Raw genomic sequence first — 16,236 nt, 5'->3', positions numbered from 1 at the left:
TTGGTTATTTCAAATTTGCGGTTGGCTAGTTTACGCGATTCTGACCGAACTCATGATCAAAGTTCCCAGTAATGAACCATGGGCTATTCACATCCCTCACCTGATAATTGATACGTGCTTTGGCTTTTTAATTACTCTTTTTCTAAGAAAGGTTTTCACCTATCTCAGTTTACTCGAATTTAAGTTAAAAGTAGCATTGCATATCGTGGTCGTTATCTCTGCAACCTTAATTTGGACCCAAATAAAGTGGGTCACTTTACAATGGTTCTATGGTAACTTTTGGCTGCCAATGAGCTGGTTTGATTTTGGTACTTGGACATCCGCCTCATTGACAATGTTGTCGACATGGACTGCCTTTTATTATGGTATTAAGATTTATTTAGATAACTTAGAACAAACACAAAAAGCGGCTGAGGCAACACATTTAGCAAAAGAGTCCCAGCTAAAAATGCTTCGTTACCAGCTTAATCCTCATTTTATGTTTAATAGTATCAATGCGATTTGTACATTAATCCTAAAAAAGGAAAGCTTAGAAGCCGTTAAAATGCTTGAAAAGTTATGTGATTTATTGCGACACAGTTTGTATACCGACCCGCTTGAAAAAGTCACAATTAAAGAAGAAATCGCTATTCTTCGTACATATTTAGACATCGAGAAGTGTCGTTTTGCAGATAAACTATCTGTCAATATCTCAGTTGAAGAAGGGTGTAGTGAGCTACTTATTCCCTCTATGCTAATTCAGCCATTAGTTGAAAATGCACTCAAGCACGGTATGGCAGCTGATAAAACAATGGCTATAACAATCGTAATTGAAAAGAGTAAAAACACCCTAATAATAAAGGTTTCAGACACCGGCAAAGGCTTCACACATAATGAGAGTACTAAACGTGGAATAGGCTTGGCAAACTGCGAGCAACGTTTGAAATTAATTTATGGTAAAGCTCAGCGGATAGAAAAAGGCAATCATTCATCTGGTGGAGCTTGGGTATGTATGACATTGCCAATTAATGGTCTTATTAAATGATTCAGTTAAAAACGTTATTAGTTGACGACGAGTATAGTGCAATTGAAGGCCTACGTATTAGGTTAGAAGAATTTGCTGAGATTAACGTCATAGGCAGTGCAAGCAGTGTGGATGACGCAATTCAGTTTCTGAATGAACATGAAGTAGATTTAATTTTCTTAGATATTGAAATGCCATCAAAGTCTGGCTTTGAATTAATAAAACATTTTCAACCTGAAACCTGTCCTGCTGTTATTTTTGTCACTGCATTTCATCAACATGCAGTGCGGGCTTTTGAAGTCAGGGCAATTGATTACTTATTAAAACCAGTCAAACTCACTAGGCTAGCAGAGGCCATAGACAGAGTGGTTAATAATGTAAAGCTATACCAAAAAAGTGAATTAATAGAAGTACAACAAGAAATAGACAAAGCAGAAGAATCAACATTTGAAAAATCAGCGCAGTCAGATTATAAGTTTGACGATGAAAACTTGGTTATTAGAGATGCAAAAAGCCCAATTCAAATAATACCTTTTGCAGATATTCTATGGATTGATGCGGCGGGTGACTACATGTGTGTCCACACAGAAACGGAAACCTATGTAATGCGAGCCAGACTAAAAGAGCTTGAAAGCAATACCTTGCCAGAGGCATTTTTGAGAATTCATAAATCGACGATCATCAATCTAGAGTATGTAAAACAGCTTGATCCCTTGCGTAACTCTGAGTACATGGCAACACTACACAACGGAAAAACACTAAAAGTAAGCCGTACTTATAGTAAACATCTAAAGGGCTTATTTAAATAATGACGTGATAATAGTTGCTGACACTGCGTATATTGCGAGTGGCAGCAACGATGATTAATACTTATCACATTACTGTTTTGACCATACTGATTTTACAATATTAAAACCAATCACACCGAGAACAGCACCTGTAACTTTATCTATAAAATAAGACGCTTTAACAAATTTTTCCCTGACTCTTTGTTTGGATAGCATGTAAATAATGGCAACATCCCATATAAAAACAATCAGGGTCATCCACACACCTAAAATCACCTTAAAGGTAATGCTAACCTCTGGAGTGAGCGCGACCGTAAACAAGCTCAGATAAAATAAGAGATTTTTTGGATTAAGAATACCTGAGAGGAATCCAGTCGCAAACTCTTTACAAAAGCAGGTGAACGAAAACGCAACCGAGCTGTGAGCTGCGATAACAACATTATTGTAAGCGCTCTTTGGTGCTTTCAACGCGTGAAAAGCGATATACATTAAAAACAGCCCACCAATCACTTTAAGTGCGATCATTAAGCCAACAGACGTTGATAAAATTGCCCCCACACCAATCAAACATAACCCTATATAAACTGCATTTGCTATCGCAATTCCGAGGGCGACGCCAATAGCATTCTTTTGGTTTCCTTTTAGTGCACTTTTCACTACCAGCACGAAATCGGGTCCTGGGCTGAGTAAAGCAAGGAAATGAGCTAGTGCCACAGAAATAAAAATACTCAGTAAACTTATATCCATATATACCTCTGTTAAAAATTATCTAGATTTAATTAGCGCTTACGGGCTTTGATTGAAAAAACCAATGGAACCTGTTGCCCGTTATGTAATAGTTGATAACCAGCGTGGGGAATATATTCTAGGCCATCAAAGCAATCATAAGGGCTGAAAGGGTATTCATCGTATGCTTCTATACTTAATCCCGCTTTTAGTAATGAGCTGATTACTTCACTTATTGAATGACTCCAACTGACTGTTTTGGATTTCGTGCCATCGCAGTTTTCGGTGTATGTTCCTTCCTCTTCAATATCAGGTGTTGATTTAGGAAAGTAACTGTAGCCATCAAAAAGTCCTTGAAAAGGATGAAATTCAATTAAGTAGAATTCACCACCAGCCTTCAAAGCATCGGCAATAACCTGTGCCCAGTTATCTAAATTTGGCAGCCAGCTAATTACCCCATAAGACGTGCATACAATATCGTATTGTGTATCATTGAACTGACCGAACTGGTAAATATCACTTTCAATGAAATGCGCATTTAAAGCAAGAGAGTCTTTGAGTTTATTTGCCTGTTCGATAGCCGTTGATGATAAGTCAACGCCAGTTACATTAGCCCCCAATCTTGCCCAAGACAAAGTATCTTGGCCAAAGTGACATTGTAAATGCAGAAGTGACTTCCCTTTAACATCACCCAAAAGTGAAAGTTCTATGGGATTTAGTGACGTTTGGCCTTCTATAAATGCGGGGAGGTTGTAAAATTTTGATGCAATGTGCAATGTGCAATGGGGTCTTGTTGTTCCACGCCTCTTTATTAATTTTAATATAATCCATCATTATTCCGTTTAAATATATGCGAATATTTAGCAGGGCTCCCTCATAAGAGCAACGCTAAACATAGAGTATAATAGCCTGTATTTTTTAATATAAGCCTTTAGTCATAGTATGAACCAATTTTATTATATCAATTAAGCCTGTGTTGTTTGGGCATCGTCAGATAATATGACTGAGCGTATTCTGCAGCTAGCTCTGCGGGTGTGTCCATTGTAAGAATCATTCTTGCAGTTTCCCCTTTGAGCTTTGCCAGTAATCCTCCCCACCACAAAGGAGATATTATGACGATATGATTAGCCCAATGAAGAGATTTGCTAAATTCCTTTAAACATGGCGCAAGCGGTTGGTCATCATCATAACCACACATTAAATTTGGATCAAAATCCATTTCGGGTAGATTAAAAATACGAATGTTCGCGGACTTGCGTGCTGCCTGTGCATATTTATCAGTAATACACGATGAAAAGCTGTTCTTTTTAGGATTGCCATTTACTAATATAATATTTTTCACAATTACCTCTCATGGGTAGAAAATAATTGTTATTTTAAAGTCTCCCCTGTGGTGGAGAGTCAATAGGCTTTCATTATAAAGAGTGTTTATTAGCAAATATTTATAATGTGAAATATTAATGTACTTGTATGGGGTCTTGGCAAAATTGCATTACGGGTAGCTGCGGCTATTTATTTTTTACCAACCAGTTAAAAGATTGCCGCAAAAAGTCTGTTGCGTCTTTCTTAATTATTTCACCATGCGCCATAATTAGCATATCTGCCTCCCAGGCAAATATCTTTCTAATATGTTTACTCGCTTGTGTTTTATTAAACATAAAGCTTAAGCGCCAGTCTATCGGCGTTTTTCCCTTTGGCGCTAAAATACCTGCGCCTTTAGCCAGCCATTTTTGCCAAAAGTTAAAATCGTTACCCGAAAAGTTTTCAACCAAATCGGTGACTATTAGGGTGTTAGATTGCTTATGAAAGAAGACACATTCCTCCATTAATGCTGAACCGGTGAATAATATCTGTGCAATGTCGTGTGACCAAGGGTATGACGTTTCATTATTTAATGATGCGTTGAATGAAATGTCATTGCGTTTCTTTATAAGCTCTTGCGTGCCATAAACTTTAGCGTCGCTGTATGCATCTATCCATTGTGGTAAAAACAAATGATGAAGGTGGTTAGGTGCAATTAAAAACGTTACTTTTCCTAAGCTATCTACTTGCTGCTGCAAAGCCTCTGTTAATTCGATAGGACTGTGTACCCACAACTCATTATTTGAAAGCTTGATTATGGTCATACGCGTAGAAAAGGGTAAGCCTAAAAACGTGACACTTTTGCCATTAAAGATCCAAAGATTTTTTGCTAAATTTTCCATGTCATTCCTTATAGTTAGAAATTACTTATAAACAACGCAGGCAAGGGCCTGAAAGAGTAGACTACAAAGCGAATTTATCTATTCAAAAACATACCAATTCAAAAACTAACCGATTAGTAAACGGATAAGCAGTTTGTTTAAAATGATTTGATTTATTTCGTAATCGCGACCTTTTGTCCATCATACACTCTCTCGTTAAGGAGAGAGTCAAGAGGTGTTTGCTGATTGATTATACTGATACATGAGTCTATTTTGGTAATTTTTGCTGCGGTTGCGTTTATTTGCTCTGTTAGACGTTCTTTTAGTATCACTAAAAACTCACTAATTTCTGACCAGTTAGCCTTTGAATCTTTAAATTTAATTAATCCCTTAAGTTCAGACAATGTGACGCCTAGGGTTTTAGCTTCAGAAATTAGCTTTAATATTTCAACGTGATCGTCTGTGTAGACACGGTACTTTCCTTGTCTTAGAGGTACTGGTATTAGACCTTTTTCTTCATAAAATCGGATTGTTTTGACTGTTAATTGTGTCTTCTTTGATACTTCACCAATAAACACCAACATCTCCTTTATCATATTTAGATATTAGTTGAATGTAACAAGTAGAAACGAAGACGTTGTCAACGCTCTACTTATTTATATTAGATAATACTCTCAAGGGGTTACCGTTAATTTGACCTTGGCGTTGAGTCTCGCATCATAAGATTGGGCGAAAAGATATGTTCTATATCGGCACGATTTTGTTTATAAATATCTCTTAAAACTAAATTAGCGGCCATTTTCCCCATTTGTTCAACGGGATTGTCAATCGTCGTGAGAGTAGGGTACAAATAACTTGTAAAATGAACATTATCGAAGCCAATAATTGCGAGATCTTTAGGAAGTTCAAAATTATGTTCTCGCGCACATTTCATCACGCCCGACGCCATTTCGTCATTAGCACACACGATGGCAGTAAATTGCTTTTTATTTTCAAAAAAATGCTTTAAACCATTGTATCCGCCCGTTTCCTTAAAATCGCCAACGTACAGAGATTGCTCATCAAAATGGATATTGTATTCGTTTAGAGCCTTTTTATGCCCTGTCAGACGGTCCGCTGCATCTGGCTTAAACAAGGGCCCTGCTATATAAGTTATATCGCGGTGCCCTAAGTCTAGTAGGTGCTTGGTTGCTAAATAGCCTCCCATGACATTATCAAGGCTTATGCAGTTTTCTTTCATTTGCTCAACATATCGGCTGATTAAGAAAATAGGGGTTTTTCCTTTATTTAGCTCAACTAAATAATCATCAGTAACAGCCTCAACATGGGCAATAATGGCGTCACAGTTTCGAGAGATCAAAAATTCTAAACCATTTTTTTCTTTGTCTTCTTCACTGTGCCCCGGTGTGATTATGACATGCTTACCTGCCGCTCTTAGTTGGGCTTCAATGGCAGACATCATTTCTCCAAAGAATGGACCGTCGAGCTCTGAGACTAACACGCCAACACTATTTGAACAGTTTGAAGCAAGAGAACGAGCAATAGAGTTAGGCTGATAGCCTAGCTGTTTCATTGCATCAAGCACTTTTTGTTTTGTTTTTTTACTTACATAGTCGTTTTCATTCAACACGCGAGAGACGGTTGAAAGAGAAACACCTGCAAGCTCAGAGACCTGATAAATAGTTGCCATAATGATAATTTAATAAATACCTTTGTAGATTAATTTACAGACTTGCACGTCTAATTGCCAAGTCTTCTGTAATTTTTTCTGTCATCTCAGTGGTTAATGGATATAAGAGCATGAGTGCGGCCGCTAAAAGTGCAAACGCTGCGGGTAACCAGCTCATAAGCAATTTCATACCTTCTAAAGATTGAGCGATTGTTGTTTCATCCATACCGTTATAGCCGTAGCCCGCGAGTACGACTAAAACAAGCGCACCGGCGAATCCACCGCCTGTCTTTTGCACAAATGTACCTGCAGAATAAATAAGGCCAGTAGCACGGCGGTTATTTTTCCACTCAGAATAATCAGCACTATCACCGAGCATCGAGAAAAACAGGGTAGGCATCATGGCTGCAAAGAACTCGGCACTACAACCAAGAGCAAAGATCAGCGGGATGTTGTCACTTGGTAGCCAGAAAAAGGCAATTGTAAACAGGGCGCTTAGAATTAATGAAAGAATAAATAAAGTGCGTTTTCCAAATATTTCAGCCAGCTTCCCCGTTAGTAAAGCCCCAAAGATAGAGACAACTAACAAGGCAATAAAATATTGTCCGGCCATCAGCTCATTACCCACATAATATTTAAAGTAATAGGCAATCACACCGTACTTTATGCCATTAAACATCATGGTTAAAAAGCCCATGCCTAATAATATAAGCCAAGGTTTATTGGTTAATAAGTCCACCATATCCAGCTGAGAGCCACTGAGTTTACTGTGATCTTGAGACAGCAATTTACGAATGACAATTGTCATTAAGCCCATTGTTACTGCAAAGAAAAGGCCTGAATAAAGTTCACGATAATAAAAAAACAACGTAGTTGCTAATAATGGAAGCACTATAAAAGGTAAGCTCTTACTTAAATCTAATAACTCATATTTTAATGAGGTCTGTTTTTTTAAAGCGGGTTGAACGCGCTCTTTCGTACTGGCAAAGGTGATCAGCATGAGTATTGTGAGTAAAGCAGCGAATAAATACATAGTGTATTGATAACCTTGCGCACTGTTTCCTTGGCCAAAGTAAGCAACTAAATCCGGTAAAAAACCCATCACTAATAGTCCACCAGTGAATGCTCCAGCAAAACGGAATCCAGAGAGTTTTGCCCGCTCTAGGTCACCCCCTGTCATGACTCCCATTAAAGCTGAATAAGGGACATTACTTACTGTGTAAGCTAATGTGAGTCCGATATAAGTAAAGTAGGCGTATATTAGTTTTGCGACTGGGCTAATGTTGGGGGTGGTAAAGCACAGTACCATGAATAACGCTAAAAAAGGCGTCGACCACAAAATCCAAGGACGAAATTTTCCTAGTCGCGTTTGAGTACGGTCAGCTATCATTCCCATAATGATATCGGTGACACCATCGGATAAACGTACGACTAGAAAAAGGAGGGCAGCGGCAGACGCTGAAATACCAAACGTGTCAGTATAAAAAACGGCTAAGTAGGCTAATGCGCCACGCCACACTAAGTTGGCGCCCGCATCACCCATTGCGTAGCCTATTTTTTCATGTAAGGGCAGAGTGTTTTTTATCATTATTGGTATCTTTATTATTAGCGGTTTTTAATTAAGTGACTGTATGCGTTGCCACTGTCTTTAATAACACGTTGCTGGGTTACATAGTCGACATAAACAATACCGAAACGTTTTGAGTATCCTTCTGCCCATTCAAAATTATCCATTAAACTCCATGCAAAATACCCCGAGACAGTAACACCTTGCTCCATTGCGTCGTTCACAGCATTTAAGTGGCTATTATAATAATCAATTCTATCTTGATCATGAACCTCTGAATTAATCATCTTGTCATCCATAGCTGCCCCATTTTCAGTAATAAAAACAGGAGGTAGCTGGTATTTTCCATGCAGCGATACTAATAATTCAGTGAGCGCTTTTGGGTATATCTCCCAGCCAATATCGGTCATTGGTGCTTGGTGAGGCATTTCTTCATAATAATCAGTTTCGCTCGCTTGATAGTGTAATCGCGTGTAAAAATTGACACCCAAAAAATCAAGTGGTTGAGCAATTGTTTCCATATCCCCTGGTAATATGTCAGGTTTATGAGCCTCAGGTAACTGCTCTATAATGTCAGGGTACGCTCCGGTCATTACCGGTTTCATGTACCATTGATTTATATAGTCATCAGCAAATGCTGTGGCAGCTAAATCGGCATCACTTTGAGTAACCGGGTAACAAGGGGTGAAGTTAAGTACAATTCCATTGAGCGCGTGTGGGCTATTTTTATTCAGAACCTTCATGGCTAATCCATGGGCAAGTAATAGGTGATGCGCTGCTTTTCGGCCAAATTCACGGCCTTTTATTCCAGGAGCATGAACACCAATTTCATAGCCTAAGTATGAACTACAGAAAGGTTCATTCAATGTCGCATATGAATAAACCTTATCACCAAATGCTTTACTTATTAAATCAACATAGCGTTCAAATTCAAAGGCGGTTTCTCGATTTAACCATCCCCCTTTGTCTTCCAAGTGTTGCGGTAAATCCCAATGGTAAAGCGTCACAAAGGCTTTTATATTACGACGTGCTAACTCATCTAGTATATCGGTATAAAACTTTACACCATCATGATTTAAAGTGCCGTCTAAGGTTATGACTCGTGGCCAAGAAATTGAGAGGCGATAAGCATCCACTCCCAAAGAGTCAATGAGAGCAATATCTTCACGCCATTTTATGACATGTTCACACGCACGTTCACCATTCGAATTATCGGCGATTTTTCCTGGGGTTGCGCAAAAAGTGTCCCAGATGCAGGGGAGGCGCTTATCCGCAGAACCTTCAATTTGAAACGAAGCCGTAGCGACGCCATAGATAAAGTCTTTGCTAAGCATAGGTGAGTTTTTTGGTAACGTGAGCTGAGTCATTTAAAGAAACCTTTGGTGAACAATTGCAAGTTAAATGGTGACTAATTCTTTTCTACTGAAAGCGCTTCCATGTTTTTTCAAAAAAACACGCAAAATATTGCGTGTTTATGGTAGCGCTTCCATATTTAGGTTAGAGACTAATTTGGTTATGGTCAATAGTTTATTTTAATAACGGGTTTAATACGGTGTTTTTTGCATTTTAAAAAACAATAAAGCAAGTGTTACTGCTTGCTTTATAAAAGAAAAAACGATTAATAATTCCACATCTCTGCTGACACTCGCTGTAATAGTATGACCTTATAAAACGCGTATACTTACCAAACATATTTAACGAGGTATGAGTACTGACACAGCATACAGACTCTATGCGATATGAGCCTAAAAAGTGCATGGCAATCAGTCAATACACTAATTGTTCTGTGAGCAATACTTACTTACAAACTCTTTATGGTTAGGCAATTGCGCAAGGCGATGTGCTATTTGCTGTTTAATACCGTGTAAAAACTGCATTAATTCTTGTTCACTCATTAAGCTGGCTACATGATGATATTGCTGTGGCTTTATTCCTTGGCCAAGCATTACCTGCACCCATGAATCAACGCGAAATATGTCACCGTCATCTAAAAAAACGCGCCCTGTTTGTTTAAATAATGCAATTTTATGGCTGAGTGTTTGAGTGATCTCCATTGTTTTGCAATGACGCCAAAATTCACTATCGTCGCGGTCGGTTACCCTGTAGTGCAGCACGATAAAATCACGAATGCTCTCGAGTTCAGATTTTAATTGTTTGTTGTATTCATCAATTGCATGTTGGCTGATATAGGTGAACGGGAATAATCGTATAAAGCGGATTATACCGGTCATAATAAGGTGAATACTGGTTGACTCGAGAGGCTCTAAAAAGCCACTTGCGAGACCCAAAGCGAGGCAGTTTTTATTCCAGCCTTTTAGACGACGCCCCGTTTTAAATTTTATGACTTTTGGTTCTGTTAAAATCTCGCCACTAATATTGTTGAGTAATAGGTGTGTGGCATCCGCGTCAGTCAAATAGCGACTGCAATACACTAAGCCATTACCTGTACGGTTTTGTAATGGTATTTGCCACTGCCAGCCCGATTGGTGTGCGATTGAGCGTGTATACGGGAGAATTTCATCTGAGCCTGTTGTTTGTACAGCGACAGCGCTATCACACGGTAATAAGTGTGACCAGTCTTCAAAGCCTGTATGCAAGGCTTGCTCTATAAGTAAGCCTTTAAAGCCAGTGCAATCAATAAAAAAATCCCCCGAAACGGTGGTGCCATTTTTTAACGTGACACTTTCAATGAAGCCATTCGTTGCAGATTTGTTGATGTGCTCTATCTTTCCTTCTATGCGTTTTACGCTGTGTTGTTCAGCAAAGTCTCGTAAAAATAAAGCATAGCGATTGGCATCCAAATGAAAGGCATAGTTGATTGGGTTTTGCTTGTTGAAGCCAAATTTTCCGTGTTTTGCAGCCTGCAATTCGTAACAATAGTCGCCAAAATCATCTTTAACACCTTGATTTTGAGCATGTAACCAAAAGTGATGGAATTCGCCAGCCCAGCACTCTTTGCCTGTGATGCCAAACGAGTGAATATAGTCACTGTTTGGTTTGTGCCAATTCTCAAAACTGATCCCGAGTTTAAAAGTCGCCTGTGTTTGGGTCATGAAGCGCTGTTCATCTATACCCAGTAACTTATGAAAGGTGCGAATAGGGGGGATTGTTGCCTCGCCGACACCGACAGTCCCAATTTCATCAGATTCAATTAAAGTGATGGTTATTTCATTGCCTAATAATTTAGCTAACGCAGCTGCGGCCATCCAACCGGCGGTACCGCCCCCAGCAATAACGACATGTTTGGTAAAGTGATTTGTCATTCTTAACCCTTACTTAGCTAATAGTTGTTGGAGTAATAAGCGGTTGCTAGGTAAATTTTTTAAGTAGTGCCCAATCCGCTCTCGATTTAGCTTACACAGTTGCTGCGCAAATTCTTGCTGTTTTGTGCTCATATGAGCGGGTAAACGGGTGTGAAAACCCATGCCATAAAGCACATATTGATAACTAGCCGAAGGGAATACTTCTTCATTTTCAATTAAGTCAAACCGACTTGGCGGTTGATAACACCATAATTCGAGTAATTTCTGTAACGCGGTTGGAATTGTATTCGTTTGGCGGTTATCGAGCCAGTATGGGCTATCATTACGTTTGCTAAGCACATAATGGAGTTTTAAGAACTCGATGACTTTTTGCCAGCGGTAGTTAAAGCGCTCATTAAAACGTGCGCTTAATAAAGTCATATGTTGGCGGTTTGACGGCATTTGCTCGCTTAGCATACTAATACTTAGCTCCACCATCGCTAAAGCTGACGCTTCCAAGGGCTCAATAAAGCCTTGTGACATACCAACAGCGACACAGTTTTTATGCCAAAACTCTTTTCTGTATCCTGGTGTAAAGCGCAGCGTTCGAGTATCAAGTTGCTCCGCTAGTTTGGAGCCAATAGATTGCTCTGCATAGTGTTTTAAGGTCTTTATTGCCGTTGCTTCGTCACAATATTTATCACTGAATGTGTATCCTATGCCCCGTCGAGTAGGTAATCCAATATCCCATATCCAGCCTGCTTGTTGCGCAGTGGATAACGTTGCTGACGCGATATTATCGTGTGGATCCTGATAGGGAAGGTGGGTCGTGACGGCGCAATTATTGAATAAAATGTGATTCTGATTTAAGTACTCTATTTGGTAGTGCTTTGCAATTAATAAGCCTGCACTACCTGAGCAATCAATAAATAAATCCCCAGAAATAGCTGCGTTACTGAGCGTATTTACGCTTTGAATATAGCCATGACTATCATTATTTGCATTCAGTACATCATCAACAATGTGTTTTACATTAAGCTTGTTAACACAATGATGCGCTAAAAAGTGAGCAAACTTATGTGCATCAAGGTGGTATCCATAATTTGTAACAGCTGCATAATCAGGTGTTTGGGCTTGCTTTGGGGCGAGAGCGGCCTGACAAACAAAGCTTTGCATGTTTACAGTGTCAGCGTATTTATGCTCTGGGGATAGGTATTGCCATGCCGCATGAATATCACATTCGGTATAGCCTTGAGGCACCATAAAAGGGTGATAGTAATTATCGCCTTCTAATTCTGTTTGCCAGTTAATAAATTTAGAACCTTGTTTAAACGAGGCGTCGCAATGACGTAAAAAGTCAGTTTCTTTAATACCGATGCGTTGCAGTGTGTTTCGCATCGACGGCCATGTGCCTTCTCCAACCCCAGAGATCCCAATATTAACTGACTCGATTAACGTTATGTTTTTATCAGGGTGTTCGCTTGCCAGTAATCCCGCTGTTAACCAACCTGCGGCGCCACCACCCACGATGACTATGTTATTTATGTGTGTATTCATAGCATTACTTTAAATAATAAAAGCCGCTCCAAACAAGGAACGGCTTGCGGGCATAAAAAGGGTTCAGCTAAATATGCCTCTGACAACAAAGCTAATTCTCATTACCATGAGCAATAATTAACCAGTGGTTCACACTGAAACACGTACGGTGTTTGTGCATCAAGAGACTGGCTAAAAATGCATCACGATAAGAGATAGTATCTAGAAGTTATAGCGCATACCGACATTATAACGCGCGCCATTTTGTTCTAAATTCCATAACTGTGCTTTGTAGCGACCATGCTGGCGGCTATTTTGTTCTGTGATGTTAATCCCTTCTATAAAGAAAGACATTTTTTCACTGTAGTTATATGCCACATTAAAATCGACTTGATAATATTCTTCTGTGAATGCTGGTTCGTTAACATATCGTGCAGCACTGTTTAAGAACTTATCTCGCCAGTTATAGGCAATACGCGCTTGGAATTTATCATTTTCGTACATGGCTATGATATTTGCTGTATCACTTAAACCGACTAATGCAAATTGTGTTGTTGTGGGATCTGCTGCAACGTTAAAATCAATATCGCCATTTACAATGGTGTAGTTGGCTTGAACACCAAACCCAGAGTCACCGAAGAAGTGCTGAATCGCTAATTCATACCCGTCTATTTTGGCGTCTTTATTGTTGGTTGGCACTTGAGCTGTAAATTCCATTAACGGATCGTCACCATTAGGCAATATATCATATGCGGCTTCGAATTCTTCGTAGCTCATTGAGTCAAATTCAACCCCATTTTCCATTGCAGCCACCATTTGGAATAGGTTTGAATCTGTTATTGCAAGTCCTCTGGCTTGTAATTCAGCAATGGCCGCTTGTGCACGAGGGCCAGCTGAGACATCACGTAAGTCATAGTAGTTTTGTGTCATGGGTGTTAAACCAATAAAGTTGTCGACTTTTTTATTGTAATAACCAACAGATACATAACTAACATCACTGTAATACCATTCAACAGACACATCAAAATTGTCAGACTCAAGCGGGACTAACCCCGGGTTACCTGTTGATGCTGGTGCATTCGTTGTTCCCGGAATAAGTTTTGGACCTGTAGGTACGCCGACAGTCGCTGCAGAACTTAAATTATCATAAGTAGGGCGGGCGATCGTGGTGCTGTATGATGCTCTCACTTTTACATCATCAACCACGTTTATATCGAAATCGATACTCGGTAAAAAATGGTTGTAGTCAGAACTGAGAGAGTAATCTTGTTTATCTGTACCATAACGCACATTGAAGTCATTATTGCCTTCCCATGCAACAGCATTAGGTAAATCAATATTAGCAGTTGATGTGACATCTGTGGTTTCGTAACGCGCACCCACTAATAGGTTGAATGGCATATCACCTATTTCACCTTGATGTTTATATTGTACAAAGGCTGCTTTAATTTCTTCTTTTATTGTTCGGTTGGTCGCGAATGCACCGTCAGCAGCAAAGTTAAAACCGTACTGTTGTGCAGCCCAATAACCAATTTCAGATGCACTGCCAGTAAACCCTTGATCAAATGATCCTGAGGTATCGTAGTCATCAAATTCATTTAAAAAATTAGTCGGGTTTAAATAACCATCAGGAAGTTCCCCTGGGTTTTCGATACCCCAGTTACCCATTGTGTTTCGAGTAAGAGATTGTAATGAATGACTTTCCATTGAACGAGACTCAATGCCGAAGTCAATCACGCCCGTTTCTATTTCATATTTACCGAGTAATCGGAATTCATCGACCGTTGATTCTTGACGAGCAAAGTTACTATCAAGAATAGAAGTACCTACATCGCTTTGTTCCAAAGCACCACTGCAGTTGAGGTTAGTGCGCGAGCAATCATCAAAATTGATAACCATCGAAGGAAGATCGCGGCTAAAGTCAACTTGCTGGCCTGCAACTATATTGGCACCTAATCCCGCATTTACCCAGCTGCCGTAGGGGGCATCGGGTTCACTTGTTGCTTTTGAGCTATGTGCGTCAAAAACAAAGCTGAGTTGATCATTAAAAAAGTACTCAAGGTTTAGGCCGATAGAGTCATTTTTATTTACTTGATTTAACTCTTGTAGAGCCAAACCTATATCTCGAGTTGATAAATCACGACGCTCTTCTTGGTAATAAATAGGCGTTTTTACGGAATTATCGTCAAATATTAGGTGGGTTTTATAGTTATCCATCCATATTGACTGCTCTGCGCGTGCTTCATATAAGTCTTGTTGCGAATAGGTATAATCAAGTGTTGCTGTTAATGATTCGACGGGACTATATTGTAAAGTTAATTGAGCGTTCGTACGTGTTCTTTCGCGGTCCGCAATTGTATAGCGAAGATCAGATGGCATTGAATAATACTGGCCCATAGCAGGGGCGTTCTCAACAATAATGTCATCAGCTGCTTGTGGAATTGTTCCATCGTATGCTGTTGTTCGCCATTCGTTGACAAATGCACCCGTTGCAGAGCTATCACGTTTTTGCATACTCGCGGTGAGTGATGCGCCAAATTTGGCATCGGCATCAGTCCAACTAAAAATACCTGATATCTCTGGAGTGATATCATCAGCAACACGATTTGTTGTATCGTGCATTGCTTTTACACCCACGTTTGCAATTAAACCAGGGTTATCTAATGGGCGAGTTGTATTAATGTTGATTGCTGCACCAATTCCACCTGAAGCAATGCTTGCTTTACCTGTTTTATAAACTTCGACTGATTTAACACTTTCAGAGGCTAAGTTTGCAAAGTCATAAGCTCTTGAGTTAGGTGTTCCTCCTCCCGCTGGTAAGGAAGCTGCTGGCATAGTACGGCCATTGAGGGTAACCATATTATAATCAGGACCAAAACCACGCACAGTAACCTTCGAGCCTTCACCATTACTTCTATCAATTGATACACCCGTAATGCGTTGTAATGATTCTGCTAGATTCGTGTCTGGGAATTTACCAATATCTTCAGACGATATTGCATCCACAACACCGGAAGAGTAGCGTTTTAGTTGCGTTGATTCTTTTATACTACCTTTAAAACCAGTAACTTGAATAACTTCAATGTCGCTGTTGTGTTCAGTTTGTTCTGCGAAGGCCGGTAAACAGGTACTTGCACCTAAGAGCAAAGATAAGCTAGTTGCTAACTTTGTTCTTTTAAAGTTATGGCTTGACATTAGGTTTCCCTCGTTCTTTATCATTGTTATTCACGCAGCAAGTGCATGCTATTGTTGTCTAAATATGCCTTTTCATAAATATGGAAGCGCTACCATAAATAACGAAAAAGAAAACGCTTCTGAAAGCGCTTCCAGAAAAGGGTAGTGCTAATTTTCGTTTACGTCAACAGTTGATTTAAAAAATTGATTAAAAAATAACACAAGCCATTTACCGTTATTTATTAATTCGTTTTCATTATTACCGTTTACTTCATGTAGTAATTAAATGATAAATAAGTGCGGTAACTAACAGAGTCATTGCGATTTTTAATTATTCTACGACTCGCT

The 16,236-nt window shown here is 39.4% G+C and carries 13 protein-coding genes; 2 read left to right on the top strand and 11 right to left on the bottom strand.

Features of this window, described 5'->3' with window-relative positions; genetic code table 11:
• The first annotated feature begins 52 nt into the window (after positions 1 to 52).
• A complete protein-coding gene (locus tag GZH31_RS08965; RefSeq protein WP_206770745.1) occupies positions 53 to 1,024 on the top strand; it encodes a sensor histidine kinase in 972 nt (323 codons plus the stop codon).
• Entirely contained in the window at positions 1,021 to 1,812 is a 792-nt protein-coding gene (locus GZH31_RS08960; RefSeq protein ID WP_180310873.1) for a LytTR family DNA-binding domain-containing protein, read from the top strand. The genes GZH31_RS08965 and GZH31_RS08960 overlap by 4 nt, the downstream gene beginning before the upstream one ends.
• Before the next feature lie 69 nt (positions 1,813 to 1,881).
• On the opposite strand, the gene GZH31_RS08955 is transcribed toward GZH31_RS08960, so the two are convergent.
• The 11 genes from GZH31_RS08955 to GZH31_RS08905 form a co-directional block, all read right to left on the bottom strand.
• Positions 1,882 to 2,538, bottom strand: a complete 657-nt coding sequence (locus GZH31_RS08955; RefSeq protein ID WP_074989381.1) for a LysE family translocator — start codon at positions 2,536 to 2,538, stop codon at positions 1,882 to 1,884.
• Between the two features lie 32 nt (positions 2,539 to 2,570).
• Positions 2,571 to 3,212: a bifunctional 2-polyprenyl-6-hydroxyphenol methylase/3-demethylubiquinol 3-O-methyltransferase UbiG gene (locus GZH31_RS08950; protein WP_306822749.1), complete on the bottom strand. Its 642-nt coding sequence runs from the start codon at positions 3,210 to 3,212 to the stop codon at positions 2,571 to 2,573.
• 266 nt (positions 3,213 to 3,478) lie between these two features.
• On the bottom strand, positions 3,479 to 3,859 hold the full coding sequence (locus tag GZH31_RS08945; protein WP_180310872.1) for an NAD(P)H-dependent oxidoreductase: 381 nt from the start codon (positions 3,857 to 3,859) through the stop codon (positions 3,479 to 3,481).
• A 166-nt stretch (positions 3,860 to 4,025) separates the two neighbouring features.
• The gene (locus GZH31_RS08940; RefSeq protein WP_075593515.1) at positions 4,026 to 4,721 is read right to left on the bottom strand and encodes a DUF4336 domain-containing protein; all 696 of its coding nucleotides are present in this window, start codon (positions 4,719 to 4,721) and stop codon (positions 4,026 to 4,028) included.
• Positions 4,722 to 4,873: 152 nt separating this feature from the next.
• Positions 4,874 to 5,278 (bottom strand): MerR family transcriptional regulator, encoded by a 405-nt coding sequence (locus GZH31_RS08935; RefSeq protein ID WP_180310871.1) that lies wholly within the window; start codon positions 5,276 to 5,278, stop codon positions 4,874 to 4,876.
• 110 nt (positions 5,279 to 5,388) lie between these two features.
• On the bottom strand, positions 5,389 to 6,390 hold the full coding sequence (locus GZH31_RS08930) for a LacI family DNA-binding transcriptional regulator (RefSeq protein WP_036968046.1): 1,002 nt from the start codon (positions 6,388 to 6,390) through the stop codon (positions 5,389 to 5,391).
• 34 nt (positions 6,391 to 6,424) lie between these two features.
• Positions 6,425 to 7,957 carry an MFS transporter gene (locus GZH31_RS08925; RefSeq protein WP_180310870.1) on the bottom strand — a complete coding sequence of 511 codons (1,533 nt, stop codon included), beginning with the start codon at positions 7,955 to 7,957 and terminating at the stop codon, positions 6,425 to 6,427.
• A 17-nt stretch (positions 7,958 to 7,974) separates the two neighbouring features.
• Entirely contained in the window at positions 7,975 to 9,303 is a 1,329-nt protein-coding gene (locus tag GZH31_RS08920) for a GH1 family beta-glucosidase (RefSeq protein ID WP_180310869.1), read from the bottom strand.
• Positions 9,304 to 9,711: 408 nt separating this feature from the next.
• The gene (locus tag GZH31_RS08915) at positions 9,712 to 11,199 is read right to left on the bottom strand and encodes a tryptophan halogenase family protein (protein WP_180310868.1); all 1,488 of its coding nucleotides are present in this window, start codon (positions 11,197 to 11,199) and stop codon (positions 9,712 to 9,714) included.
• A 9-nt stretch (positions 11,200 to 11,208) separates the two neighbouring features.
• Entirely contained in the window at positions 11,209 to 12,735 is a 1,527-nt protein-coding gene (locus tag GZH31_RS08910; protein WP_075593518.1) for a tryptophan halogenase family protein, read from the bottom strand.
• A 201-nt stretch (positions 12,736 to 12,936) separates the two neighbouring features.
• A complete protein-coding gene (locus GZH31_RS08905) occupies positions 12,937 to 15,909 on the bottom strand; it encodes a TonB-dependent receptor (RefSeq protein WP_180310867.1) in 2,973 nt (990 codons plus the stop codon).
• Positions 15,910 to 16,236: the final 327 nt, after the last annotated feature.

The sequence above is a fragment of the Pseudoalteromonas sp. JSTW genome, from assembly GCF_013423925.1.
GTDB classification, from domain to species: domain Bacteria; phylum Pseudomonadota; class Gammaproteobacteria; order Enterobacterales; family Alteromonadaceae; genus Pseudoalteromonas; species Pseudoalteromonas lipolytica.
The sequence above is the reverse complement of the archived record's forward strand: the minus strand, read 5'-3'. Positions and strand labels throughout refer to the sequence as shown.

Excerpts from the sequence above, each read along its gene's own strand:
- GZH31_RS08965 (WP_206770745.1), top strand. The coding sequence starts at position 53 with ATGATCAAAGTTCCCAGTAATGAACCATGGGCTATTCACATCCCTCAC.
- GZH31_RS08915 (WP_180310868.1), bottom strand. The coding sequence starts at position 11,199 with ATGACAAATCACTTTACCAAACATGTCGTTATTGCTGGGGGCGGTACC.
- GZH31_RS08910 (WP_075593518.1), bottom strand. The coding sequence starts at position 12,735 with ATGAATACACACATAAATAACATAGTCATCGTGGGTGGTGGCGCCGCA.
- GZH31_RS08955 (WP_074989381.1), bottom strand. The coding sequence starts at position 2,538 with ATGGATATAAGTTTACTGAGTATTTTTATTTCTGTGGCACTAGCTCAT.
- GZH31_RS08940 (WP_075593515.1), bottom strand. The coding sequence starts at position 4,721 with ATGGAAAATTTAGCAAAAAATCTTTGGATCTTTAATGGCAAAAGTGTC.
- GZH31_RS08925 (WP_180310870.1), bottom strand. The coding sequence starts at position 7,957 with ATGATAAAAAACACTCTGCCCTTACATGAAAAAATAGGCTACGCAATG.
- GZH31_RS08905 (WP_180310867.1), bottom strand. The coding sequence starts at position 15,909 with ATGTCAAGCCATAACTTTAAAAGAACAAAGTTAGCAACTAGCTTATCT.
- GZH31_RS08930 (WP_036968046.1), bottom strand. The coding sequence starts at position 6,390 with ATGGCAACTATTTATCAGGTCTCTGAGCTTGCAGGTGTTTCTCTTTCA.
- GZH31_RS08920 (WP_180310869.1), bottom strand. The coding sequence starts at position 9,303 with ATGACTCAGCTCACGTTACCAAAAAACTCACCTATGCTTAGCAAAGAC.
- GZH31_RS08960 (WP_180310873.1), top strand. The coding sequence starts at position 1,021 with ATGATTCAGTTAAAAACGTTATTAGTTGACGACGAGTATAGTGCAATT.